At 38.2% G+C, this 19443-nt stretch carries 17 protein-coding genes; 7 read left to right on the top strand and 10 right to left on the bottom strand.

Annotated features, from left to right (window positions below; genetic code table 11):
* Positions 1-305: 305 nt before the first annotated feature.
* Together N784_RS05900 and N784_RS05895 are read right to left on the bottom strand one after the other, a co-directional pair.
* A complete protein-coding gene (locus tag N784_RS05900) occupies positions 306-665 on the bottom strand; it encodes an MmcQ/YjbR family DNA-binding protein (RefSeq protein WP_036833271.1) in 360 nt (119 codons plus the stop codon).
* Positions 666-682: 17 nt separating this feature from the next.
* Positions 683-1216, bottom strand: coding sequence for a GNAT family N-acetyltransferase (locus N784_RS05895; protein WP_052127153.1), 534 nt, complete (start codon positions 1214-1216; stop codon positions 683-685).
* 458 nt (positions 1217-1674) lie between these two features.
* Between N784_RS05895 and N784_RS05890 the strand changes: the two genes are divergently transcribed.
* Positions 1675-3828 carry a peptidoglycan D,D-transpeptidase FtsI family protein gene (locus N784_RS05890; protein ID WP_036833268.1) on the top strand — a complete coding sequence of 718 codons (2154 nt, stop codon included), beginning with the start codon at positions 1675-1677 and terminating at the stop codon, positions 3826-3828.
* 34 nt (positions 3829-3862) lie between these two features.
* Here N784_RS05890 and N784_RS05885 read toward each other — a convergent pair whose 3' ends face one another.
* The 3 genes from N784_RS05885 to N784_RS05875 form a co-directional block, all read right to left on the bottom strand.
* Positions 3863-4573, bottom strand: a complete 711-nt coding sequence (locus N784_RS05885) for a polyphosphate kinase 2 family protein (protein WP_052127152.1) — start codon at positions 4571-4573, stop codon at positions 3863-3865.
* Between the two features lie 78 nt (positions 4574-4651).
* Positions 4652-5554, bottom strand: coding sequence for a DMT family transporter (locus N784_RS05880; RefSeq protein WP_036833267.1), 903 nt, complete (start codon positions 5552-5554; stop codon positions 4652-4654).
* Between the two features lie 81 nt (positions 5555-5635).
* Positions 5636-6097 carry a MarR family winged helix-turn-helix transcriptional regulator gene (locus N784_RS05875; RefSeq protein ID WP_232305978.1) on the bottom strand — a complete coding sequence of 154 codons (462 nt, stop codon included), beginning with the start codon at positions 6095-6097 and terminating at the stop codon, positions 5636-5638.
* Positions 6098-6291: 194 nt separating this feature from the next.
* Here N784_RS05875 and N784_RS05870 point away from each other — a divergent pair, with 194 nt between their 5' ends.
* Entirely contained in the window at positions 6292-7353 is a 1062-nt protein-coding gene (locus N784_RS05870; protein WP_036833266.1) for a DUF3900 domain-containing protein, read from the top strand.
* A gap of 48 nt (positions 7354-7401) precedes the next feature.
* On the opposite strand, the gene N784_RS05865 is transcribed toward N784_RS05870, so the two are convergent.
* On the bottom strand, positions 7402-8160 hold the full coding sequence (locus N784_RS05865) for an alpha/beta hydrolase (protein WP_036833265.1): 759 nt from the start codon (positions 8158-8160) through the stop codon (positions 7402-7404).
* A 141-nt stretch (positions 8161-8301) separates the two neighbouring features.
* Between N784_RS05865 and N784_RS05860 the strand changes: the two genes are divergently transcribed.
* From N784_RS05860 to N784_RS05850, 3 genes are all read left to right on the top strand, one after another.
* Entirely contained in the window at positions 8302-8736 is a 435-nt protein-coding gene (locus tag N784_RS05860; protein ID WP_036833264.1) for a DMT family transporter, read from the top strand.
* A gap of 232 nt (positions 8737-8968) precedes the next feature.
* The gene (locus tag N784_RS05855) at positions 8969-9307 is read left to right on the top strand and encodes a PadR family transcriptional regulator (RefSeq protein ID WP_052127162.1); all 339 of its coding nucleotides are present in this window, start codon (positions 8969-8971) and stop codon (positions 9305-9307) included.
* On the top strand, positions 9297-10061 hold the full coding sequence (locus N784_RS05850; RefSeq protein ID WP_036833263.1) for an HAAS domain-containing protein: 765 nt from the start codon (positions 9297-9299) through the stop codon (positions 10059-10061). The genes N784_RS05855 and N784_RS05850 overlap by 11 nt, the downstream gene beginning before the upstream one ends.
* A 129-nt stretch (positions 10062-10190) precedes the next feature.
* On the opposite strand, the gene N784_RS05845 is transcribed toward N784_RS05850, so the two are convergent.
* A complete protein-coding gene (locus N784_RS05845) occupies positions 10191-11165 on the bottom strand; it encodes a M23 family metallopeptidase (protein WP_052127151.1) in 975 nt (324 codons plus the stop codon).
* 159 nt (positions 11166-11324) lie between these two features.
* Complete coding sequence (locus N784_RS05840) at positions 11325-11522, bottom strand: hypothetical protein (protein ID WP_036833262.1); 198 nt, start codon at positions 11520-11522, stop codon at positions 11325-11327.
* Between the two features lie 363 nt (positions 11523-11885).
* Between N784_RS05840 and N784_RS05835 the strand changes: the two genes are divergently transcribed.
* A complete protein-coding gene (locus N784_RS05835; protein WP_036833260.1) occupies positions 11886-12329 on the top strand; it encodes a YaiI/YqxD family protein in 444 nt (147 codons plus the stop codon).
* Positions 12330-12363: 34 nt separating this feature from the next.
* Here the strand turns inward: N784_RS05835 and N784_RS05830 are convergent, their stop codons facing one another.
* Together N784_RS05830 and gltB are read right to left on the bottom strand one after the other, a co-directional pair.
* On the bottom strand, positions 12364-13848 hold the full coding sequence (locus tag N784_RS05830) for a glutamate synthase subunit beta (protein WP_036833258.1): 1485 nt from the start codon (positions 13846-13848) through the stop codon (positions 12364-12366).
* A gap of 15 nt (positions 13849-13863) precedes the next feature.
* Positions 13864-18399 carry a glutamate synthase large subunit gene (gltB, locus tag N784_RS05825; RefSeq protein WP_036833257.1) on the bottom strand — a complete coding sequence of 1512 codons (4536 nt, stop codon included), beginning with the start codon at positions 18397-18399 and terminating at the stop codon, positions 13864-13866.
* 141 nt (positions 18400-18540) lie between these two features.
* Between gltB and N784_RS05820 the strand changes: the two genes are divergently transcribed.
* Positions 18541-19443 (top strand): LysR family transcriptional regulator, encoded by a 903-nt coding sequence (locus N784_RS05820; RefSeq protein WP_036833256.1) that lies wholly within the window; start codon positions 18541-18543, stop codon positions 19441-19443.

Here is a 19443-nt window from a genome sequence, read left to right as displayed (position 1 = left end):
AACTCCATCGTAAGCAGCTTCCATTACAAAGACATGTCTCCCCCTCGATATGGACATACGTCTTTGTAAAAAAAGCTCCTCACTATGTAGTGTTCAGACGATTTAAAAGATAGCATCGTTGTCGGTTTGACACGAAGCCTTACGAGCATCTTTCGTGAGATCAGACGTCAATATTAAAGGATATTGGCTTACGCTTTTTATGCTATCATACCAACTGCTTTGTATAAAACCTCCAAACTACTTCTTAAATATTGACAAGCTAAAAAAGCTAAGAAAAGATATACATCTATTCTTAGCTTTAGCGTTCATACACTGATTTCTTCTTTTATTTTTTTGGACAATCGGCGATAGACTAATTCATAAGATTGATCAATAAGTTCTTCCCATAAATTATCTGGAATTGAAGCATCAAAGAAATAAGAATTCCAGTGTACTTTATGCATAAAGTAACCAGGAATAACTCCTTCATATTTCTCTCGCAATGCTTCAATTTGGTTAGGGTCATTTTTTAAGGTAATGAGTGGTTTCCCTTCTTTCGGATCTTCCCCAATAATGGCGAAAATCTTACCGCCGACTAAGTAACGATCTGCATTCCATTCTTCTTTATAATTATGTGAAACCCCTATATGTTTGAGACAATAGTTTTCTAATGTGCGTTTATCCATAACTAATTTCCCCCATTTTACACGTTAAATTCCAATAATAATCTTAACTTGGAATATACACACGTATCACGTAATTCCTTTCTGTCTACAGAATAATCGTCATTACGTAATATCCCTTCTAATAGATAGTCTAATTGTTCAGCTACTGCTCTGCTCTTTATATTTTTAGCATCACATCTTATTTCTATACGATTAGCATGTAATTGTTCGAAGGCAAACTTCTCAATCGCATCAAACGCTTCTGTCACATATCCTTTACCAGCATAGCGACTGTCTACCCAATAACCAATTTTGAATTTACGAACATGCCAATCGATTCTATGTAATCCTGCAGATACAATAAACTGGTTTGACCCTTTGTGAAATCCCAATAGCCTAAGGTCTTCTCGTTTTAAGAACTTACAATGAGCTTCTCTACTATTTTTCTCTACATCTACTTCACTTTGTTCTTGCTGAGCAAATGGCAACCAAGGTTTCCATTCATTTATAGACGCTTGGACCGCACTATACACAGCTTTCCCGTCCCCTGGCTTTGGCATTCTAATGTGCATTCGTTCCGTTTCAAATTCAGTCTTAAAATCTAATAGGATAGGATGGCTTTCTTCCTCCTTTCCTCCTAAGTAGTAATATACGGCATATAGTTAAACAAAATCTTAACATATAAGTATATATATTCTCTCTATGTAATCTAATCCCCTTCTATTGCATCTAAAAAAATGAAAATTTATACATAATGAATCAGGATTATCCTTTTTATATGTATTTATTTATATGCTTTGTGCAAATATACTAGTTTTTTAGGACTCATGTGTATCTGATAATCGTAGGATTACTTTTGTGTCATATTATATATAGAAATGGTTGTACTAGTCGTAAAGACATTCTCCATAATTCTTATACAGCTGTGATACATAGATCGTGTTCGAGTTGTTTGTATTTATAGCTAGTGAAGGTGCACAAATAGTGGTACAATTTGGCTTGTAGTAATTATTTTTTTAGGGGGAGAAAAATGGGAAAGAAGAAGAAAAAGAATAAATCACACCTTCCCTTTCGGTTGAATGTGTTATTTTTCGCCGTATTTGTATTATTTTCAGCGTTGATACTACAATTAGGCGTTATTCAAATATTGTATGGAGAAGATGCCCAAGAAGAGATTAATAAAACGACAAGTCAAACGACCGCTGTTCCAGTGCCAAGGGGAAAGATGTATGATCGCTATGGAAATATTCTAGCGGATACTAAACCACAGTATACAATTACGTACACACCTACACGTACTCCAAAGCCGGACTTCCATGTGAAATTAGCCGAGCAACTGGCACAATTAATTGATATGAACGAAGAGGATATAAAGAAAGTAACTGAACGCGATAAAAAGGATTATTGGATTATAACAAATAAGAATGCTCACAAAGAACGTCTATCAAAAGAAGAACAAACCTATACGGAAGAAGAGGAAGAAGCTGAGGAAGAAACACCATACGAAATATTATTAAGTCGCATTGATCCGGAGAAAGATTTGCAGTATAGCGATGAAGAGTTAGAAGTCATTGCGATTAAACGGAAATTAGATCAAGCATCAGCCTTTACTCCTTTTAACGTGAAAGATGAGAAGGTGACTCAAGAAGAATATGCGTTGGTGGCAGAACATCAGCATGAACTAAGTGGGATTAATGTAGCGACTGACTGGGAGCGCACCTATCCTGAAGATAAACTACTTAAGGATTATTTAGGGAAAGTAACGACAGAAGGTGTACCGAAAGAGCAAGAACAATACTTTACATCGAGAAATTATAATAAGAATGACCGTGTAGGTAGTAGTGGATTGGAAAAAGAGTATGAAGCAGTCTTAAAAGGGGAAAAGAAAAAAATCCAGTACACAACGAACCGAAGTGGAGACATTGTTGAGGAAGAGATTGTTCATAAAGGAAAACAAGGAAACGATTTAATGCTGACTCTTGATATGGAATTACAAAAGCGAATGGATGAATCTCTCCGTAAACACATTAAGGCAACCCGTGCGAAATCTAGTGCAAACCGGTTTGTTTATCAAGGAATGGCTGTTGCGATGAATCCGAAAACCGGGGAAATATTAGGCATCTCAGGCCAAACATGGGATGAAGAAGAGGAAGAGTTTTACGATACGGGCATCAATGCCGTGACAGCTCCTGTTGCTCCTGGTTCCGCGATTAAAGGAGCAACCGTCCTCGCTGGTTATGATTTTGGCGTTTTACAACCAGGGGAAAGTATTTACGATGCCCCTTTAGATATTAAAGGCTCACCACCGTTACGATCGTATCAAGCGTTAGGTAGTGTTAATGACCTTTCCGCATTAGAACGTTCTTCTAACGTGTATATGTATCATATTGCGATGAGAATCGGTGGAGATGAAAGTTATCAACCTGGGGAGAGCTTTTCGTTTATCCCAGAGAGATTGCAAGTGTTTCGCAATTACTATGCACAATTCGGATTAGGTGTAAAAACAGGGATTGATTTACCTGCTGAAGCGGAAAGCGCTGGTTTCAAGAACAAAAACGATGCCGCTTCCATGTTGTATCAATCGATTGGACAAAGTGATACGTATACGACGATGCAACTAGCACAATACGTTTCGACCATCGCCAATGATGGCTATCGTGTACAACCAAGATTAGTAAATGAAGTGAGACAACCGAAAATTAGTAAACAAGGTGAACAAATTGGCCCAGTTGTCGAAGCTTATGATACGAATGTACTCAATCGGATTACGATGGAAGATAGTGAAATAGAACGGGTCCAACAAGGGTTCTACAGGGTGTTTAATGGATCTCGTGGTACTGCTCGTCATAAATTTGCCAATAAAGACTACACTGCTGCCGGTAAAACAGGTACCGCCCAAGTCGATTATTATGAGCGTAAAGAAGATAAAAACGGTGAAGTGTATTATAAACCTCATCGTGATATGGAGAATTTAACGTTAGTTGGCTATGCTCCATATGAAGACCCAGAAATCGCTTTTGCTGTTGTCGTTCCTTACACAGGATCTGTTACTGGGCAATACAATGTGGAGGATGAAATTGGTAGTGATATATTGGATAGTTATTTTGAGTTAAAAGAGGAACGTGCTTCAGGTAATACACAGAATGAAGAAGAGCAAGATGAAAAAGAGAATGAATTTGAATAGAAAGAAGGCAACAATCACGTTGCCTTCTTTCTTTTTAGCTTAATTTCGCACGAATAGTATTAATAATGATTTGATTCGTTGTAACCCGTGCGTAATGTTTACTTTCAGCAGGAATAATGTTCCATTCACTGCGTGTGGTCGACGTTTTAGCAATCATATCCTCCACCGCTTCTTCATACTGCATCCATTTAGATCGGTTGCGCCAATCTTCATCTGTTAATTTCCATTGTTTTAAAGGATCCCCTTCTCGCTCTTTAAAGCGGCGTAGCTGTTCTTCTTTAGATATGTGATACCACAACTTAATGATAATGTATCGATCATTCGTTAGCATTTCTTCCATTTGATTGATTTCTTGATAAGCCCTTTTCCAGTTTTCTGAATCTGTAAGTTCTTCCACCCGTTCCACTAGCACCCGTCCGTACCAAGAACGATCAAAGATGGCGACGCTGCCGTAAGCAGGGATTTTCCTCCAAAAACGCATAAGGTAATGTTCGTTTTTTTCTAGTGTTGTGGGAGCGGCAATTGGATGTACTTGATAGCCGCGTGGATCTAGTCCTCTTGTTAAGCGTTTAATGGCACCACCTTTGCCTGCTGCATCCCACCCTTCCATCACGATAATACATCCCATTTTTCGTTCAAATAGTTCCCTTTGCAATTGGAGTAATTCAATTTGTGTTTGCTTTAATGTTTCTTTATAGCTTTGTTTACTTTCCATTTTTAACGTTAAATCAACATTTTCTAACATATGCTCACTTCCCTATTATTTGTCCATATTATTCTATCATATCCTGTTCTATCCTGTGGTTCAGACAACATGATTTGATTACGTATGTATCGTTAACAAAATAGTTCCCGCAACAACAAGCACAACCATTACTTTTGTTTGAACTGATATAGACTCGATGTTTCTCATTACAATGGCACTAATAAGCATCGTCAACAATGGTTCTATGGCTGCGATGACACTTACATAAGAAACCTGCATCGATTTTGTTGCTAAGAAGAAGAACAATGGTCCAAAACTCGTTAAGATTCCGGCAATTAAGAAGTGAGGGCTAAAATGACGGAAAGAAGCCTTCATATTATCTACTAATGTTCCTTGCAACCCTTGTGTTGTAACAACAAATAAAAGCGAAGCTAATGCCCCTATCCAAGCACCAAGAAAAGCATCGTCTAATACGATTAATCCTTGTTTCCGTATGCCTTGACCAATTCCAAATATAATAGCTGCACAAATGGCTAACCGGAAGCCGATTGAATGCATTCTTTGTACATCTGATGAAGGAGTAGCGGATTGGTAATTACGAAAGCTTTCAAGTAGCACCCCGCCTAACATAAGTAAGATTCCGATGCTAGGTAAAAAACCAATCGTTTCATTTAGAAATAGCACCGCAAATAATGTCGTGAAAATAGGAGTTGTATTACGGATAGCAGATGCTTTGGTTGGTCCGATATAAGCAATGCTACGAAATAGCGTAAGCCGCCCAATACCAGTTGTACATAAGCCCGCTAAAGCGAAATATCCAACCCCACTCCATGAGAATACGACTTGCCAATTGTGTAAATAAAGCATAACTAAATATATTACACCTAATAGGACAACATTTATAAAAACAGTGATCAATAAGCCATTATCGTTACTCTTATGTTTCATGATTCCTTTTTTCACAATGACATTATTGATAGAAAACATGAGCGCTGATAGTAATGCATATAAAATGCCCATTTCCATTCTCCTAACTTAATTAGTATAGTAGCTAAACTATTTACGATAAATAGAACAGTCAGTAAAATAAAAAACTGACTGTTATGTATTGTGTTCTTTCAACACATTTGTGAAAGTGTGTACGCATTTTTCAAATACAGCAATTTCTTCTGGGCTTAATTCCTCTAACAGTTTATTTTGAAACTCATGGTGACGTTGTTCATGAATTTGAAATGCTTCCCTCCCTTTTTCTGTTAAAGTGAGTTGAATGGCTCTCGAATCGTCTGGGTGACGTGTACGTTCCACAAGATGTTTCTTTTCTAAGCGGCTTACTAACTGGGTGACGGCTCCTTTCGTTACCTCCAATCGTTTGGCTAATTGTCCCATTCGTATGCCATCCCCTAATCCAATCGCGTCAACTGTATGAATTTCGCTAGGCGTTAGTGTCCCTGCCTGCCCAAACGAGCGTGGATTACGTTCCATTCGCTGTAATTGAATAATTAAACTGCCAATAGTATGACTTATTTTGGGATTCCCCTTATTATCCTTATGATGGTTCATCATTATAGTATAGTAGCTAAACTAAAAAAGTGCAAGCTTACAATCATGCAACAGCAATCAACCTTATTTACCAAACTATTATCGAAAATGCCATGTTCATAGATTACCATGCGTTATGAACACAATCGTTGCATTTGACGATGTATAAACCCTTCCCTATACTTATAACGTTGAATAATAGATATTAGGGTGAGTATATGGAATTCAAAATTAACTATTTATCATTTTATGTGATTCAAGTCGATGGTAAGGGAGAGCAAGTAAGTAAAGATTACAAACATTTTCATACGTTAGATACATCTGAATATGGCCAGCATGCGATTAAGGACTTCTTAGAAGGAGAATTGAAGAAGATAGTCAATCGTAAAGTTGAACGTCATCCAAAATCTGAACAAGTACCTACAAAATTAGGGTATTTTATCGTTGAACCAGGTCATGAACTAGATTCGAATCCGAATTACAATGTGTTTCGCCGAGCACAATTAGCAACGGATAAGGAGCAATTCTATCAGACGAGTGAATTATTTGTAGATGCATACGTTGATGCAAGTGCGATTCGTGGTGGAGCGTTTTTAGTCGTTTCTGCTACGCTAACGAAATATTTTGATGAACCGTTTATTTTTCTATTGAAATGTGATTTTGAACCGAAAGTTGCTTCTATATCTGATGAGAAGACTTTGATTCAATCTGTAGAGATGGCGATTACTACGAAGAATATGAAGTCTATTCAATATCCATTCATGCCAGAAAAGGGAGAACTAGAGCCGTCAGAAATTAAGATTCACCAAGCATCCCATGCCCGTTATTTTGAGGATTTCTTAAAGTTTGTTGGCTACGGACAACCAATGCCAGAGATTCAACGTGATCAAGTGAAAACGATGATTGAAGAACAAGTGCAAGAGTTCATCGAAGAAGATAGTCAAGAATGGGAACAATTTGTGGAAGAGATGGAAATATGGGAAGCAAGTGAAGAACGTGAATTAAAAGAAACATTAACAACAGAGCAAGTGATGGAAGCGACAAGTCAAATGGTGGAGCATACCCCTGACTTAGAGTTGAATATGAAAATTGGTGAGACGAAAGTCAAAGGTCCACTAGCTGATTACGGTGACACGATGCACATAGCTAAAGTGAATGGCAAATATGTATTGCTAATTGAATCAGAGTTTATTCAATTTGAAAAAGGAGTTTCACCAATCGAATTTCATAAACCAGGCGATCTACAAGAAATAATCGATAATATATATACAAAAGAGTAAATGTAAAGCAGGGAAAGATAGTAAATGTCATTCCCTGCTTTTTTATCATTATTTATTTCTTCGCTCATTTATAAATGCTATACATGTATCCGCAATCATATCTTTATCATTATCAAGTGTTGCGACATGATAGCTTTGTTTTAGTGCCAAAATCTGTTTGTCTTCAGAAGAAATAGAATTATAGATTTCTAAAGAATTATCCGGTGAAACGACATGATCTTCTGGTGAATACATAATGGAAGTAGGGATGTTGATTTCTTCTAAATCGTTACGTACTTGCTCTGATAACGTAATAATTTCGTTCATCGATTTAACAGGTGTGTGCGCATAAGCGAGTTCCTCCACTCCTTCTGCTTTTATATCAGAACCAATCCCGTCTACAAATCGTGTTTCTGTTGATTGAAGTGATTCATACGTTTGGATCAGTTCTGGCATATGAATCGCTGCGTTAATGGGCATGATTCCTTTAATTTCAGGATTGTTTTGGGCTAAATACAAGGTAAGTGTTCCTCCCATAGAAAGCCCAACCACAAAGATTTCCTTGCACGTTACCTTTAGCTTCTTTACCCCTTCTTGGACATTACGTATCCAATCTGAATGAGTAGCTTGCTCCATATCCTCTGGTGATGTACCATGACCTGTTAAACGAGGTCCATAAACCGTATAGCCTTCATCAGCTAGTCGCTTCCCAACATAGTGCATGCTTTGTGTAGTGCCAGTAAATCCATGAATGACTAGTACTCCGGTTTTATCTCCTTCATAAAAAAATGGTTCTGCTCCTTTTAATACATTAAAATCATTTACCATGAAAGCGCCTCCAATAAACCATGTTATATTAATTGTATCACATTAAATAAAGGAATATATCGTCGAGGCACCTCGCACCATTTTTTAAAAAATTAAAGAAATATATGGTGTGAAGGAGATTAAAAGGAAAGGGTGTATGGCATGCAATGGTTCATGATGTTACTTATTTTTATCGCTGGTATTGGTGTTGCTGTTCAATCAACGGTTAATGGGGCTCTTGGCGCAAGAATCGGTGTGTTTGAAGGGGCGTTTGTCTCTTTTTTTGTAGGGACTATTACATTGTTTTTGGTTATGCTGTTTTTTGGAAAAGGAAATGTAATTGAGATGTTCCAAGTTCCTAAGTGGCAATTAATTGGTGGTGTTATTGGAGCATTTTATATATCGAGTATGGTACTAGCGGTTCCGAGACTTGGTGTTGGTGCATCAATATTTGCTTTAGTGACAGCTCAATTAATCATGAGCTCCTTTGTTGATCACTTTGGTTGGTTTGGCATGAAGCAAATTCCGCTTGATTGGTCGCGTATCTCCGCTCTATTGTTAATGGTTGCCGCCCTTTTTCTATATATACGTAAATAACAATAGCCTTGGTATTGTTATTTTAAAAGGGGATTTGGCGTATCGTGTGGAAAAAATTCCATTTCATTGGTGGGTAATTGTGATAAATTATTCTATTATTGATTTTTACCTTGCATTACAAGACTAATGATGCTACCCTTCATGTATATCATGTAATGTAAGATATTCCATAATCATAACCCTTGTATTCCACGGGTTAGCGAGAGGAGGTAGAAATTTGTCGACAACACAAATGCTAAAAGGTATCATTGATGGCTGTTTACTAGCAATTATAAAGGATAAAGAAGTATATGGTTATGAAATGGCAGAAAAACTTGAAAGCTATGGTTTTCACTCTTTTAGCGAGGGTACTATTTATCCATTATTAATGCGAATGCAAAAAGAGGAATTAATTACAGCTACTTTAAAAAAGTCTACAGCGGGACCAAGAAGAAAATATTATTCACTAACACCAAAGGGCGATTTGGAATTGAAAAAATTTATAGAACGTTGGCAAAATTTACAGAGTAACGTTAACGGAGTGATACAACAATATACAATTACAAATGGAGGTAACCAAGATGAAACGTGAATTACATCTTTCTAAAAAGAGTCAAAACTTCATAGAGAACTTACGTGTTTACTTATTTTCAAGTGGAAAAAAACAAGATGAAATTGAGGGGATTGTAAATGAATTAGAAATCCATTTGTCCGAAGCCGAACAAAACGGGAAATCCATACAAAAAATTATTGGAAAATCTCCGAAAGAATACATGGAGATGGTTTCTGATGAAATGACCATTGATTATCGAACATGGTTTAAATACATTTGTCTTATCATTTTCGGATCCTTTTCCGTTAAAATTTTCTCTGATTTATTGGCAGGAAACCTTTCATATTCTCTATTGGAAATCATCGGGCACATAATAATTACTGTTTTATTTATAACAGTTGTCTTTAAAGGGTTTAAATACATTTCAACTATAAACCAATCTAATGTTAAAGAGGGTGTATTGATTTTTGGTATTGCGTTGCTCCCATTGGTTTTATTTTTAGGATTAACCTTTCTTGATAAAGTAATTTGGACCCCTACCGTTCATTTTGACAATATAGGAAGTTTAATCATTGGTGGAATTACATTGCTATTTGTGATCGGTATTTCAGTATGGGCTAAGACATGGATTCTAATCGTTATAACAGCATTGTTAACATTACCTGAGTATTTCCTTAATCTAACATCCCTACAATATGAAACACAACATATCCTAAGTATGATAATAAGTTTTGCTGGAATAGCTGTTTCCTTTTGGATATTGCCTAAATTAGAAAATGTAAGTGAAAATTGACCATCCCAAAGAGATCCTTCTGGAAAAAGAGGTTGGTTTTTCCTTCACAAACCGAATTTATAGAAGAGGGTACCTTTTAACCCTCTTTCCACACTATTTTATTCCGCTTCACATTTTAATTAGGCGTACTTAGAAGCCTGTAACTATATCACCTCGAATAGGATTTGCTTCGTCTTTTAGTTTTATTCTGAGCGAAGTTGCTTCTTTCCAGTCAGAACCGTTAGATATTTGAAAGTGAACATGTGGTTCTGAGGAGTTACCCGAGTTCCCAACATTTCCGAGTACATCGCCAGCATTAATTTGGTCCCCTTCCCTCACTTGCACAGAACCTTTTTGCATGTGTGCGATTATACTATATTCCTTATGTTGATGTTCGATAATGACATGGTTTCCTAGTGGTTGTTCGGCATTTGTATTGACCGTTGGTGTATTGTCAGTTATGTCATTTTTCACGGAGATAACGACGCCTTTTCTTGGGGCCACAATGTCTTTTCCGAATGCATAATAGCTTTCGTTTTTCTTCGGATCCCCTTCAAAAGTAGAATCTCCTTCATAGATAACTAAATCATAAGCGTATCTCTGGCTTTCCAAAGCATAATGGTAATTAACAAGCTCATTCGTACCGCCCCAAAACGTGAACCATTCTCCGGTTATTGGCATTTGATAAGTGTTTTGTGTAAAGACGTTATCGGTAGCATAAGTATTCAAAGGGACGAGTTGTAGTCCTTCAATACTTTGCTTCTTTCCAAAATAACTCCGAATCCCTTTATCTCCACCATCACTAATCCATACGTATTCTGTTACGTTTTGAATTGGGAGTTTAGAAAGTAATGTATAGTTCTTTACGCCTTTATTAAAGCCAATAGCAAGTTCTTCAAATTGTTCAAACGATACCTGTTCTTGAAAAGGTTCACTTGTTTGGTTGTAAATTGCCTCAAACTCACCAGCTAAAAATTGCTTTGGAAATTGCTCCACAGAAACAAGTTCTTCTACCTGAGTTTTATGATTATTAGTTTGATTACTTGTTAAATTGTTTGATTCTCCACATCCAACTAAAGAAAAAGTTAAAAGCAAAGCTAATGCTTCTTTTACATGTAATTTCATTTATTTAGCCCCCTTTTTTTAACATACGATTAAGTACTTTACAAGTTTCAACTCTTTAAAGTCAAAGTTAATTTTCTTCCATATACAAAGTTCCCGTTTGAGTTAAAAAGCACCTCAGAAGGTTACATTACTCGCTAACTTCTAAGGTGCTTTTTGTTTCTATTGTACTATACCAATGATGTGTAATAGTGCTACTCCAAAAGCAGCAGATACACTTCCTGCACTTAATGTTAGAAAGAAGTATAGCCAGCTTGCTTTTTCTTTCTTTTTAATATAAGTCGCATAAATGAGTGCAAACAGAAACCCAATTACCATAGCTCCCGTCGTAGTGGTTGGTGAAAGTATTTCTAAGTTCATTTGTAGTACCCCTTTTTATGAAATCAATTACTTTATTCAACAGAATATCAAATGCTCCTACCTAAAATGGATGTATTATATACTTATTTAGTTTAACATGTTCTAGTAGATAAAAAAATTTCATTCTATGTAGTAGCATTTTTTGCAGATACTTTTGTCTATGATGGCTCAAAGTAAATAATAGCTAGGTATAATTATAATGATGGATAAAAAGTTGTTCACTTTGAGGGATTTAAGCTATTCACGAAGCACATCAGCTCCTTCGCTTGTCACATGTATCTTTTTAACTTATATTTAGAAAAGGAGAAACTAAGATAAAATCAACGCAAACTAATCGATGTAGATAAAGAAACGAGGTGACATATGAATATTTATGTAGATGCCGACGCATGTCCTGTGAAGGAAATTATTATCGAGGCGGGTAATCATTTTGAAATTCCCGTTACACTCGTTAAAAGTATTTCTCATTATTCTAATGAGGATGCTCCTTCAGGCGTACGTACAGTGTACGTGGATACTGGTTCTGATGCGGCTGATTTTAGAATTATGCAGTTAGCTGTTGCGGGAGACATTATAGTGACGCAAGATTATGGCCTGGCAGCTTTGGCATTAAGTAAAGGGTGTCAAGTGCTGCATCATAAAGGATTTCTATTCACTCATGAGAATATTGATGGCTTGCTTCAGAATCGCTATGTGAGTGCTCAAGCACGTAAAGCTGGTAAACGTACGAAAGGCCCTAAACCAATGGGAAAAGAAGATCGTATGCAGTTTCGTTCTTTGCTATATAAAGTCATTCAAAATACATAACGCAAAAAAAGGAAGTCTGTATCGACTTCCTTTTTTAGGTTAAAGCAGTAACGCCCATTAAATAATGATCTACTTCTCTAGCGACTTCTCTGCCTTCATTTATTGCCCATACGATAAGACTTTGGCCTCTACGCGCGTCTCCAGCAGCAAAAACGCCTTCTACATTTGTCTTATATTCTCCATACGTTGCTTTCGCTGTTCCACGTTCCGTTGTTTGTACACCGAATTGCTTTAATAAAGACTGTTCAGGCCCTTCGAAACCAATCGCAATAAAGACGTGTTCTGCTGGCCATGCTTTCTCTGTGCCTGGTATTTCTTTGTAAACGTATTTTCCGTTGTCACCGGATACTTTTTCTGTTTCAACCGTGTGCAGTTCTTTCAGATTTCCACTAGCATCAGATACAAATTTCGTTGTTTTAATCGAATATTGACGAGGATCTTCTCCTTTCGTCTCAGCGGCTTCTTTATACGCATAATCGAGTGTGAAAATGTTTGGAACCTCTGGCCACATATTGTCTGCCGATCGTGTATTTGGTAGCTTCGGGTGTTTCCCGAACTGTACAACGCTGCGGCAGTTTTGACGTAATGCTGTTGCGACGCAGTCTGCACCTGTATCACCACCACCAATGACGATGACATCTTTATTTTTCACATCAATGTATTCTTTCTCGGTAATCGAGTCATTAACTAATTTTTTCGTTGCTGCCGTTAAGTAATCCATGGCAAAATGAATCCCATTCGATTGTCTTCCTTCCATTCGTACATCTCGTTGCTTTTGGGCTCCAGTGCACAAAATAACCGCATCAAAATGGGAGCGTAAATATTCCGTACGAACATCTTTGCCGACTTCTGTATTCGTAATAAAGTGGATACCTTCTTGTTTCAACAAGTTTATGCGACGTTGCACGATGTCTTTTTCTAACTTCATGTTCGGAATGCCATACATGAGTAATCCACCTGGCTGCGGGGCGCGTTCATATATCGTCACATGATGCCCCGCTTGATTGAGTTGATCGGCACTTGCTAGACCTGCTGGACCTGATCCGATGATGGCAATCGTCTTTCCTGTTCGTTGTTTTGGGATGCGAGGTTGAATCCAGCCATTTGCAAACCCTTTATCAATAATAGTACGTTCAATATTTTTAATGGAAACAGCCGAGTCTGATATCGCTACCGTACACGCTCCTTCACATGGCGCTGGGCAAACGCGGCCTGTAAATTCAGGAAAGTTGTTCGTTAATTGCAGTCTTTCTAGCGCTTCCTTCCACTTGCCACGGTAAACAAGGTCATTCCATTCTGGGATCAGGTTGTGAATGGGGCAGCCAGAAGCCACTCCTTTAATTTCCATACCGCTATGGCAAAACGGAATGGCACAATCCATACATCTTGCTCCTTGTTTAGCTAGTGTTTCATTGGAGAAAGGAGCAGTATATTCATTCCAGTCTTTTACTCGGTTATGTGAGGAACGTTCCAATGGTTCCGCACGCACTATTTCCATGAATCCTGTTGGTTTTCCCATATTGTTTCTCCTTTCCTATTCTGCCATCATTTCTTGTGTTGGTTGTTGTTCAACTTTTTCTCCCTTAAATGCCTTCATCGCCGCTTCATCTTTTGAAGCACCTTGATTTCGGTGTGCTTCCATTTGCTCAAGCATATGCTTGTAGTCTTTCGGGATAATTTTGATAAATGAACGAGTGGCTAGCGGCCAATTTTCTAAAATGTAAAGAGCTTTTAAACTATTGGTATAATCATAGTGTTTTTGAATCATTGTCTTTATTTCGGCCAATTCTGTTTGAGTTTCTGGACTTTCAATGGAAATCATTTCTGTATTACAACATTCAATAAATGCGTCTTTATTCTCGCTATATACATAGGCTACTCCGCCAGACATTCCAGCAGCGAAGTTCGCTCCTATTTCTCCAAGGATGACGACACGACCGCCTGTCATGTATTCACACCCGTGGTTTCCGATTCCTTCGACTACAAGATTGGCGCCACTATTTCGCACAGCAAATCGTTCACCTGCTACTCCGTTAATATATGCTTCTCCTTTCGATGCCCCGTAAAAAGCGACGTTTCCAATAATGACATCATCTGTGGCATTCGGGCTATGACTCGGTTTCGCCACAATAATTTTTCCTCCGGATAGTCCTTTTCCAACGTAATCATTCCCGTCACCCGTTAGTTGCAACGTTAATCCTTGTGGAATAAAAGCACCAAAGCTTTGACCAGCTGAACCGTTAAACTGTAAACGGATCGTATCTTCTGGTAGTCCTTCTTCTCCGTAACGTTTTGATATTTCACTTCCTGTAATTGTTCCTACAACACGGTGAATATTTCGAATGGATAATGACATTGTCGTCTTTGATTTCGTATCGATAGCGGACTGGACAGCTGGCAAAATTGTTGTCATATCAAGAGATTGATTAATTTTATGATCTTGTGGTACTTGATGCGTGCGCTGTCCTTCAGGTTGATATAATAGTCGAGTTAAATCTAGACTACTAGCTTTCCAATGCTTTTTTGCTTTCTCATTTATTTGTAGTATATCCGTGCGGCCAACCATTTCTTTGACGGTGCGAAACCCTAACGTTGCCATAATTTCTCGCAATTCTTCTGCAACAAAACGCATGAAGTTTACGATATAATCCGCTTCCCCTGTGAATTTTTTACGAAGCTCAGGATTTTGGGTTGCAATTCCTACTGGGCAAGTATCTTTATGACAAACTCGCATCATTACGCACCCTAGAACTACAAGTGGCGCAGTAGCAAAGCCAAACTCTTCTGCTCCTAATAATGCTGCCATCGCCACATCACGACCTGTCATTAGTTTGCCGTCTGTCTCTAGCACGACACGCTCTCGCAAGTTATTTAACATTAATGTTTGATGCGCTTCTGCTAAACCGAGTTCCCATGGTAAACCAGTGTGTTTAATACTTGTTTTTGGGGATGCTCCTGTGCCACCATCATAGCCACTCACCACAATGACATCGGCTGCCCCTTTTGCTACTCCAGAGGCAATAGTACCTATACCTGATTTAGACACTAATTTAACACTAATTCTCGCTTCTTTATTGGCGTTTTTCAGGTCATGAATGAGTTGCGCTAAATCTTCAATTGAATAGATGTCGTGGTGAGGAGGTGGGGATATGAGTCCTACACCAGTAGTTGATCCACGTACATTTGCGACCCAAGGGTACACTTTCTTGCCTGGCAGTTGCCCACCTTCACCAGGTTTGGCACCTTGAGCGACTTTAATTTGCAGTTCATCCGCATTGACTAAATAGTTACTCGTTACGCCAAATCGCCCGGATGCAATTTGCTTAATCGCGCTTCGGCGTAAGTCTCCGTTTGCATCACGTTCATATCGAGTAGCTTCTTCTCCGCCTTCCCCGCTATTACTTTTTCCACCTAGTTTGTTCATGGCAATAGCCAGTGTTTCGTGCGCTTCTTTACTTAAGGAGCCAAAGGACATGGCCCCTGTTTTAAATCGTTTCACAATCGATTCAATTGGTTCTACTTCTTCAATAGGTACGGCTATCTCACTGTTGAATTGGAATAAATTACGCAAGAAAGTCATTCGTTCTTCATTGGCCGCTTCGGAATATTGTTTAAATAACGTATAATCATTTTGACGACACGCCCATTGTAATGTGTGAATCGTTTTGGGATTAAACGCGTGATGTTCGCCCGTTTTTCTCCATTGGAAGTCACTACCAGATTCTAGTGTTGAATGCCCTGATTGGTTATAAGCCTTTTGGTGACGTAATGTGGCTTCTTTGGAAATGGTAGCCAAATCGATGCCATCTAATTGAGATACAGTCCCGGCGAAATAACGATCAATTACCGTTTTACTAATGCCTACCGCTTCAAAAATTTGGGCGCCACGATAGCTTTGTACTGTTGAGATCCCCATTTTGGACATTACCTTTACAATGCCTGTTGTAACATTATCCCGATATGCTTGGTGCACCTCTTGAATGTCCATTTCCAAGCGTTCAGCTTCAATGGCATGGCGATACGTTTCATAAGCCAAATACGGATAAATAGCATCTGCACCAAATCCAATTAACGCGGCGAAATGATGAACTTCTCTAACTTCTCCGCTTTCTACAATAATGCTCGCTTTTGTCCGCTTCCCTTTTTGTATTAAAAATTGGTGTAGGGCGCTGGTTGCTAATAAAGGTGGTATGGCAATAAAGTCTTTATTCATCTTTCGATCGGAGAGAACGAGAATAGTTTTTCCCGTATCTAACGCCTTTTCCGCTTCTGCACATAAATTATCGATAGCAGAGGCAAGACAGTCGCTAAACAACGTAGAAAGTGTCTGTGTTTGTAAATGTTGCTCCGTTTGATGTGTAATCTCACGCATTTCACTTGCAGATAAAACAGGAGATTCAAGTTGAATTTGTTTACTATTCACTTCATCTGGCTGCACGATATTTCCTTGCGAACCGAGGTACGTAATAGTCGATGTGACCATTTGTTCTCGAATAGAATCAATGGGCGGATTCGTTACTTGAGCAAACAGTTGTTTGAAATATAAAAACAGCGATTGAGGTTGATCGGATAATACTGCAAGTGGTGTGTCATACCCCATTGCACCAACGGGATCTTTCCCTTCTGTCACAAGAGGTATCATGTATTTATCAATATCTTCATTAGTGTATCCGAATGCGCTCTGTTTAAGCTCTACGTCGTCAACCCTATCTTCTACATAATTATGAAATGGTTTTAATTGTATTAAATGTTGATTTAACCATTGTTGATAAGGGTGTTCAGAAGCCAATTCATCTTTAATTTCATCATCGGAGATAATACGCTGTTCATCTAAATCAATGAATAGCATTTTCCCTGGTGCTAATCGGCTTTTATATAAAATGTTCTCTTCATCTACATCAATAACGCCAACCTCCGAAGCGTAAATGACCATATCATCTTTCGTCACGTAATAACGAGCAGGTCTTAATCCGTTACGATCTAATATCGCCCCGATTTGATGCCCATCGGTAAACGTAATAGATGTTGGACCATCCCACGGTTCCATGAATGTGCTGTGATATTCATAAAAAGCTCTCTTTTCCTCGCTCATCTGCTCATTTTTATACCACGGTTCTGGAATAAGCATCATTGCTGCGTGTGCAGGTTTGCGCCCTGCCATTATGAAGAATTCTAACGCGTTATCGAGCACGGAGGAGTCACTACCTGTTTCATCGAGAATAGGCAGCAGTTTGTGTAAATCTTCCCCAAATGCGTTAGAAGCCATTTGCTTCTCTCGTGCTTTCATCCAATTAACATTGCCACGAAGGGTATTTATTTCCCCGTTGTGTATTAAATAACGATTCGGGTGGGCCCTTTCCCAACTTGGAAAAGTGTTCGTGCTAAAGCGGGAATGTACTAAAGCGAAAGCAGAAACAAAATCTTCATCCATTACATCTATATAAAAGGCATTTACTTGGTCAGGAGTTAATAGCCCTTTATAAACGATTGTTTGACTAGAAAAACTCGCAAAGTAAAAATGTCTTTCTGCTTTTGTTCCCCAATATTCTGCTCGTTTACGAATGATATACAGTTTTCGCTCAAATGCTTTATTATCTTTCAATTGCTCATCAGCTGCGACAAACACCTGCCTAATGATCGGACAACTTTGTTGTGCTTTTTTTCCGATTTTTCCGACATTTAATGGTACAGTTCTCCAACCTAATACACGTTGTCCTTCTTCTTCAATAAATTGATTTATTTGTTGTTCCTCTTCTATCCTTTGTGCATCATTCGAAAAGAATGCCATTCCCACACCGTAGTACCCTAATTCAGGTAATTCGATGTCAGAACAAACTTTTCGAAAGTAGCGATCGGGTATTTGGACTAATAATCCAGAACCGTCCCCTGTATTTGAATCGCTCCCTTGACCGCCGCGGTGATCTAATTGACATAGCATGTGTAATGCTTGTTGTACAATATCATGTGTTGCATTCCCTTTTAATGAAGCATAAAGACCAATACCGCAAGCATCATGTTCAAAGGAAGGATGGTATAGTCCTTGGGGTATAGGAATTTGATTATAATTCATGTAAGATCTCCCCTTTTTCTTGAAAATAAAAATCCGCCTAACCAATTACTTACTATTTTACGTTCCCAAATCGTTTCAAACAATATATAATTTAGATACAATCAATCTAATATTGAGATGATTTAAATGGAGGAGGAACAAATGGAACTAAGACAGCTTTATTATTTCATAGAAGTAGCTGAACGAGAACACATCTCTGAAGCTGCCGTTCACTTACATGTTGCCCAATCTGCTGTAAGTAGACAAATTGCTAATTTAGAAGATGAACTCGGTGTAAAGTTATTCGTTCGAGAAGGAAGAAATATTAAATTAACACCCATCGGGAGAATTTTTCAAACACATACACAAACGGCGTTAAAAGCCATTGAACATGCAACGAAGCAAGTAGAAGAATATTTAGATCCTGATCGTGGTACGATTACAATTGGGTTTCCGACTAGTTTAGCTAGTCATTTGCTTCCTACCGTTATCTCATCATTTAAACACAAACATCCAAATGTTCGATTTCAATTGCGACAAGGTTCTTATTTTTATTTAATCGATGCGGTGAAAGAACGAGAAATGGACATTGCTTTTCTTGGGCCTATTCCTAAACAGGAAGAGAATATAAACAGTGATATTCTATTCACAGAACAAATTACTGCTCTTTTGCCTATTCAACACGAGCTAGCAAGCAGGGACAGCATCTTATTGAGTGACTTGCAAAAAGATGCATTTGTCGTCTTTCCTGAAGGGTTTATACTCCATGATATTGTGATTGATGCATGTAAACAAGCTGGATTTAGCCCCCATATATCATCGCAAGGAGAAGACTTAGATGCAGTGAAAGGCTTAGTATCAGCAGGTATTGGCGTTACGTTACTGCCAGAGAGTACGTTCTACAATGCAGTACCGAGACTGACTGTAAAGAAACCAATTGAAATTCCCCAAGTAAGAAGAACAGTTGGCATTATTACACCGACTGACCGCGAACTTGCTCCATCCGCTCAAATATTTTATCAATTCGTGAAACATTTCTTCTCCATGTTAGAGCGGTATCAATAA

Origin of the sequence: Pontibacillus litoralis JSM 072002 (genome assembly GCF_000775615.1) — a bacterium.
Classification (GTDB): domain Bacteria; phylum Bacillota; class Bacilli; order Bacillales; family BH030062; genus Pontibacillus; species Pontibacillus litoralis.
This window is presented reverse-complemented; position numbering and strand designations above follow the sequence as displayed.

What these genes read in the sequence shown, in the direction of transcription:
- N784_RS05865 (WP_036833265.1), bottom strand. Translation starts at nt 8,160, where the DNA reads ATGGTAAATGATTTTAATGTATTAAAAGGAGCAGAACCATTTTTTTAT.
- N784_RS05885 (WP_052127152.1), bottom strand. Translation starts at nt 4,573, where the DNA reads ATGTTAGAAAATGTTGATTTAACGTTAAAAATGGAAAGTAAACAAAGC.
- N784_RS05840 (WP_036833262.1), bottom strand. Translation starts at nt 11,522, where the DNA reads ATGAACTTAGAAATACTTTCACCAACCACTACGACGGGAGCTATGGTA.
- gltB (WP_036833257.1), bottom strand. Translation starts at nt 18,399, where the DNA reads ATGAATTATAATCAAATTCCTATACCCCAAGGACTATACCATCCTTCC.
- N784_RS05870 (WP_036833266.1), top strand. Translation starts at nt 6,292, where the DNA reads ATGGAATTCAAAATTAACTATTTATCATTTTATGTGATTCAAGTCGAT.
- N784_RS05900 (WP_036833271.1), bottom strand. Translation starts at nt 665, where the DNA reads ATGGATAAACGCACATTAGAAAACTATTGTCTCAAACATATAGGGGTT.
- N784_RS05895 (WP_052127153.1), bottom strand. Translation starts at nt 1,216, where the DNA reads ATGCACATTAGAATGCCAAAGCCAGGGGACGGGAAAGCTGTGTATAGT.
- N784_RS05855 (WP_052127162.1), top strand. Translation starts at nt 8,969, where the DNA reads ATGCTAAAAGGTATCATTGATGGCTGTTTACTAGCAATTATAAAGGAT.
- N784_RS05890 (WP_036833268.1), top strand. Translation starts at nt 1,675, where the DNA reads ATGGGAAAGAAGAAGAAAAAGAATAAATCACACCTTCCCTTTCGGTTG.
- N784_RS05830 (WP_036833258.1), bottom strand. Translation starts at nt 13,848, where the DNA reads ATGGGAAAACCAACAGGATTCATGGAAATAGTGCGTGCGGAACCATTG.
- N784_RS05850 (WP_036833263.1), top strand. Translation starts at nt 9,297, where the DNA reads ATGAAACGTGAATTACATCTTTCTAAAAAGAGTCAAAACTTCATAGAG.
- N784_RS05845 (WP_052127151.1), bottom strand. Translation starts at nt 11,165, where the DNA reads ATGAAATTACATGTAAAAGAAGCATTAGCTTTGCTTTTAACTTTTTCT.
- N784_RS05835 (WP_036833260.1), top strand. Translation starts at nt 11,886, where the DNA reads ATGAATATTTATGTAGATGCCGACGCATGTCCTGTGAAGGAAATTATT.
- N784_RS05880 (WP_036833267.1), bottom strand. Translation starts at nt 5,554, where the DNA reads ATGGGCATTTTATATGCATTACTATCAGCGCTCATGTTTTCTATCAAT.
- N784_RS05820 (WP_036833256.1), top strand. Translation starts at nt 18,541, where the DNA reads ATGGAACTAAGACAGCTTTATTATTTCATAGAAGTAGCTGAACGAGAA.
- N784_RS05860 (WP_036833264.1), top strand. Translation starts at nt 8,302, where the DNA reads ATGCAATGGTTCATGATGTTACTTATTTTTATCGCTGGTATTGGTGTT.
- N784_RS05875 (WP_232305978.1), bottom strand. Translation starts at nt 6,097, where the DNA reads ATGATGAACCATCATAAGGATAATAAGGGGAATCCCAAAATAAGTCAT.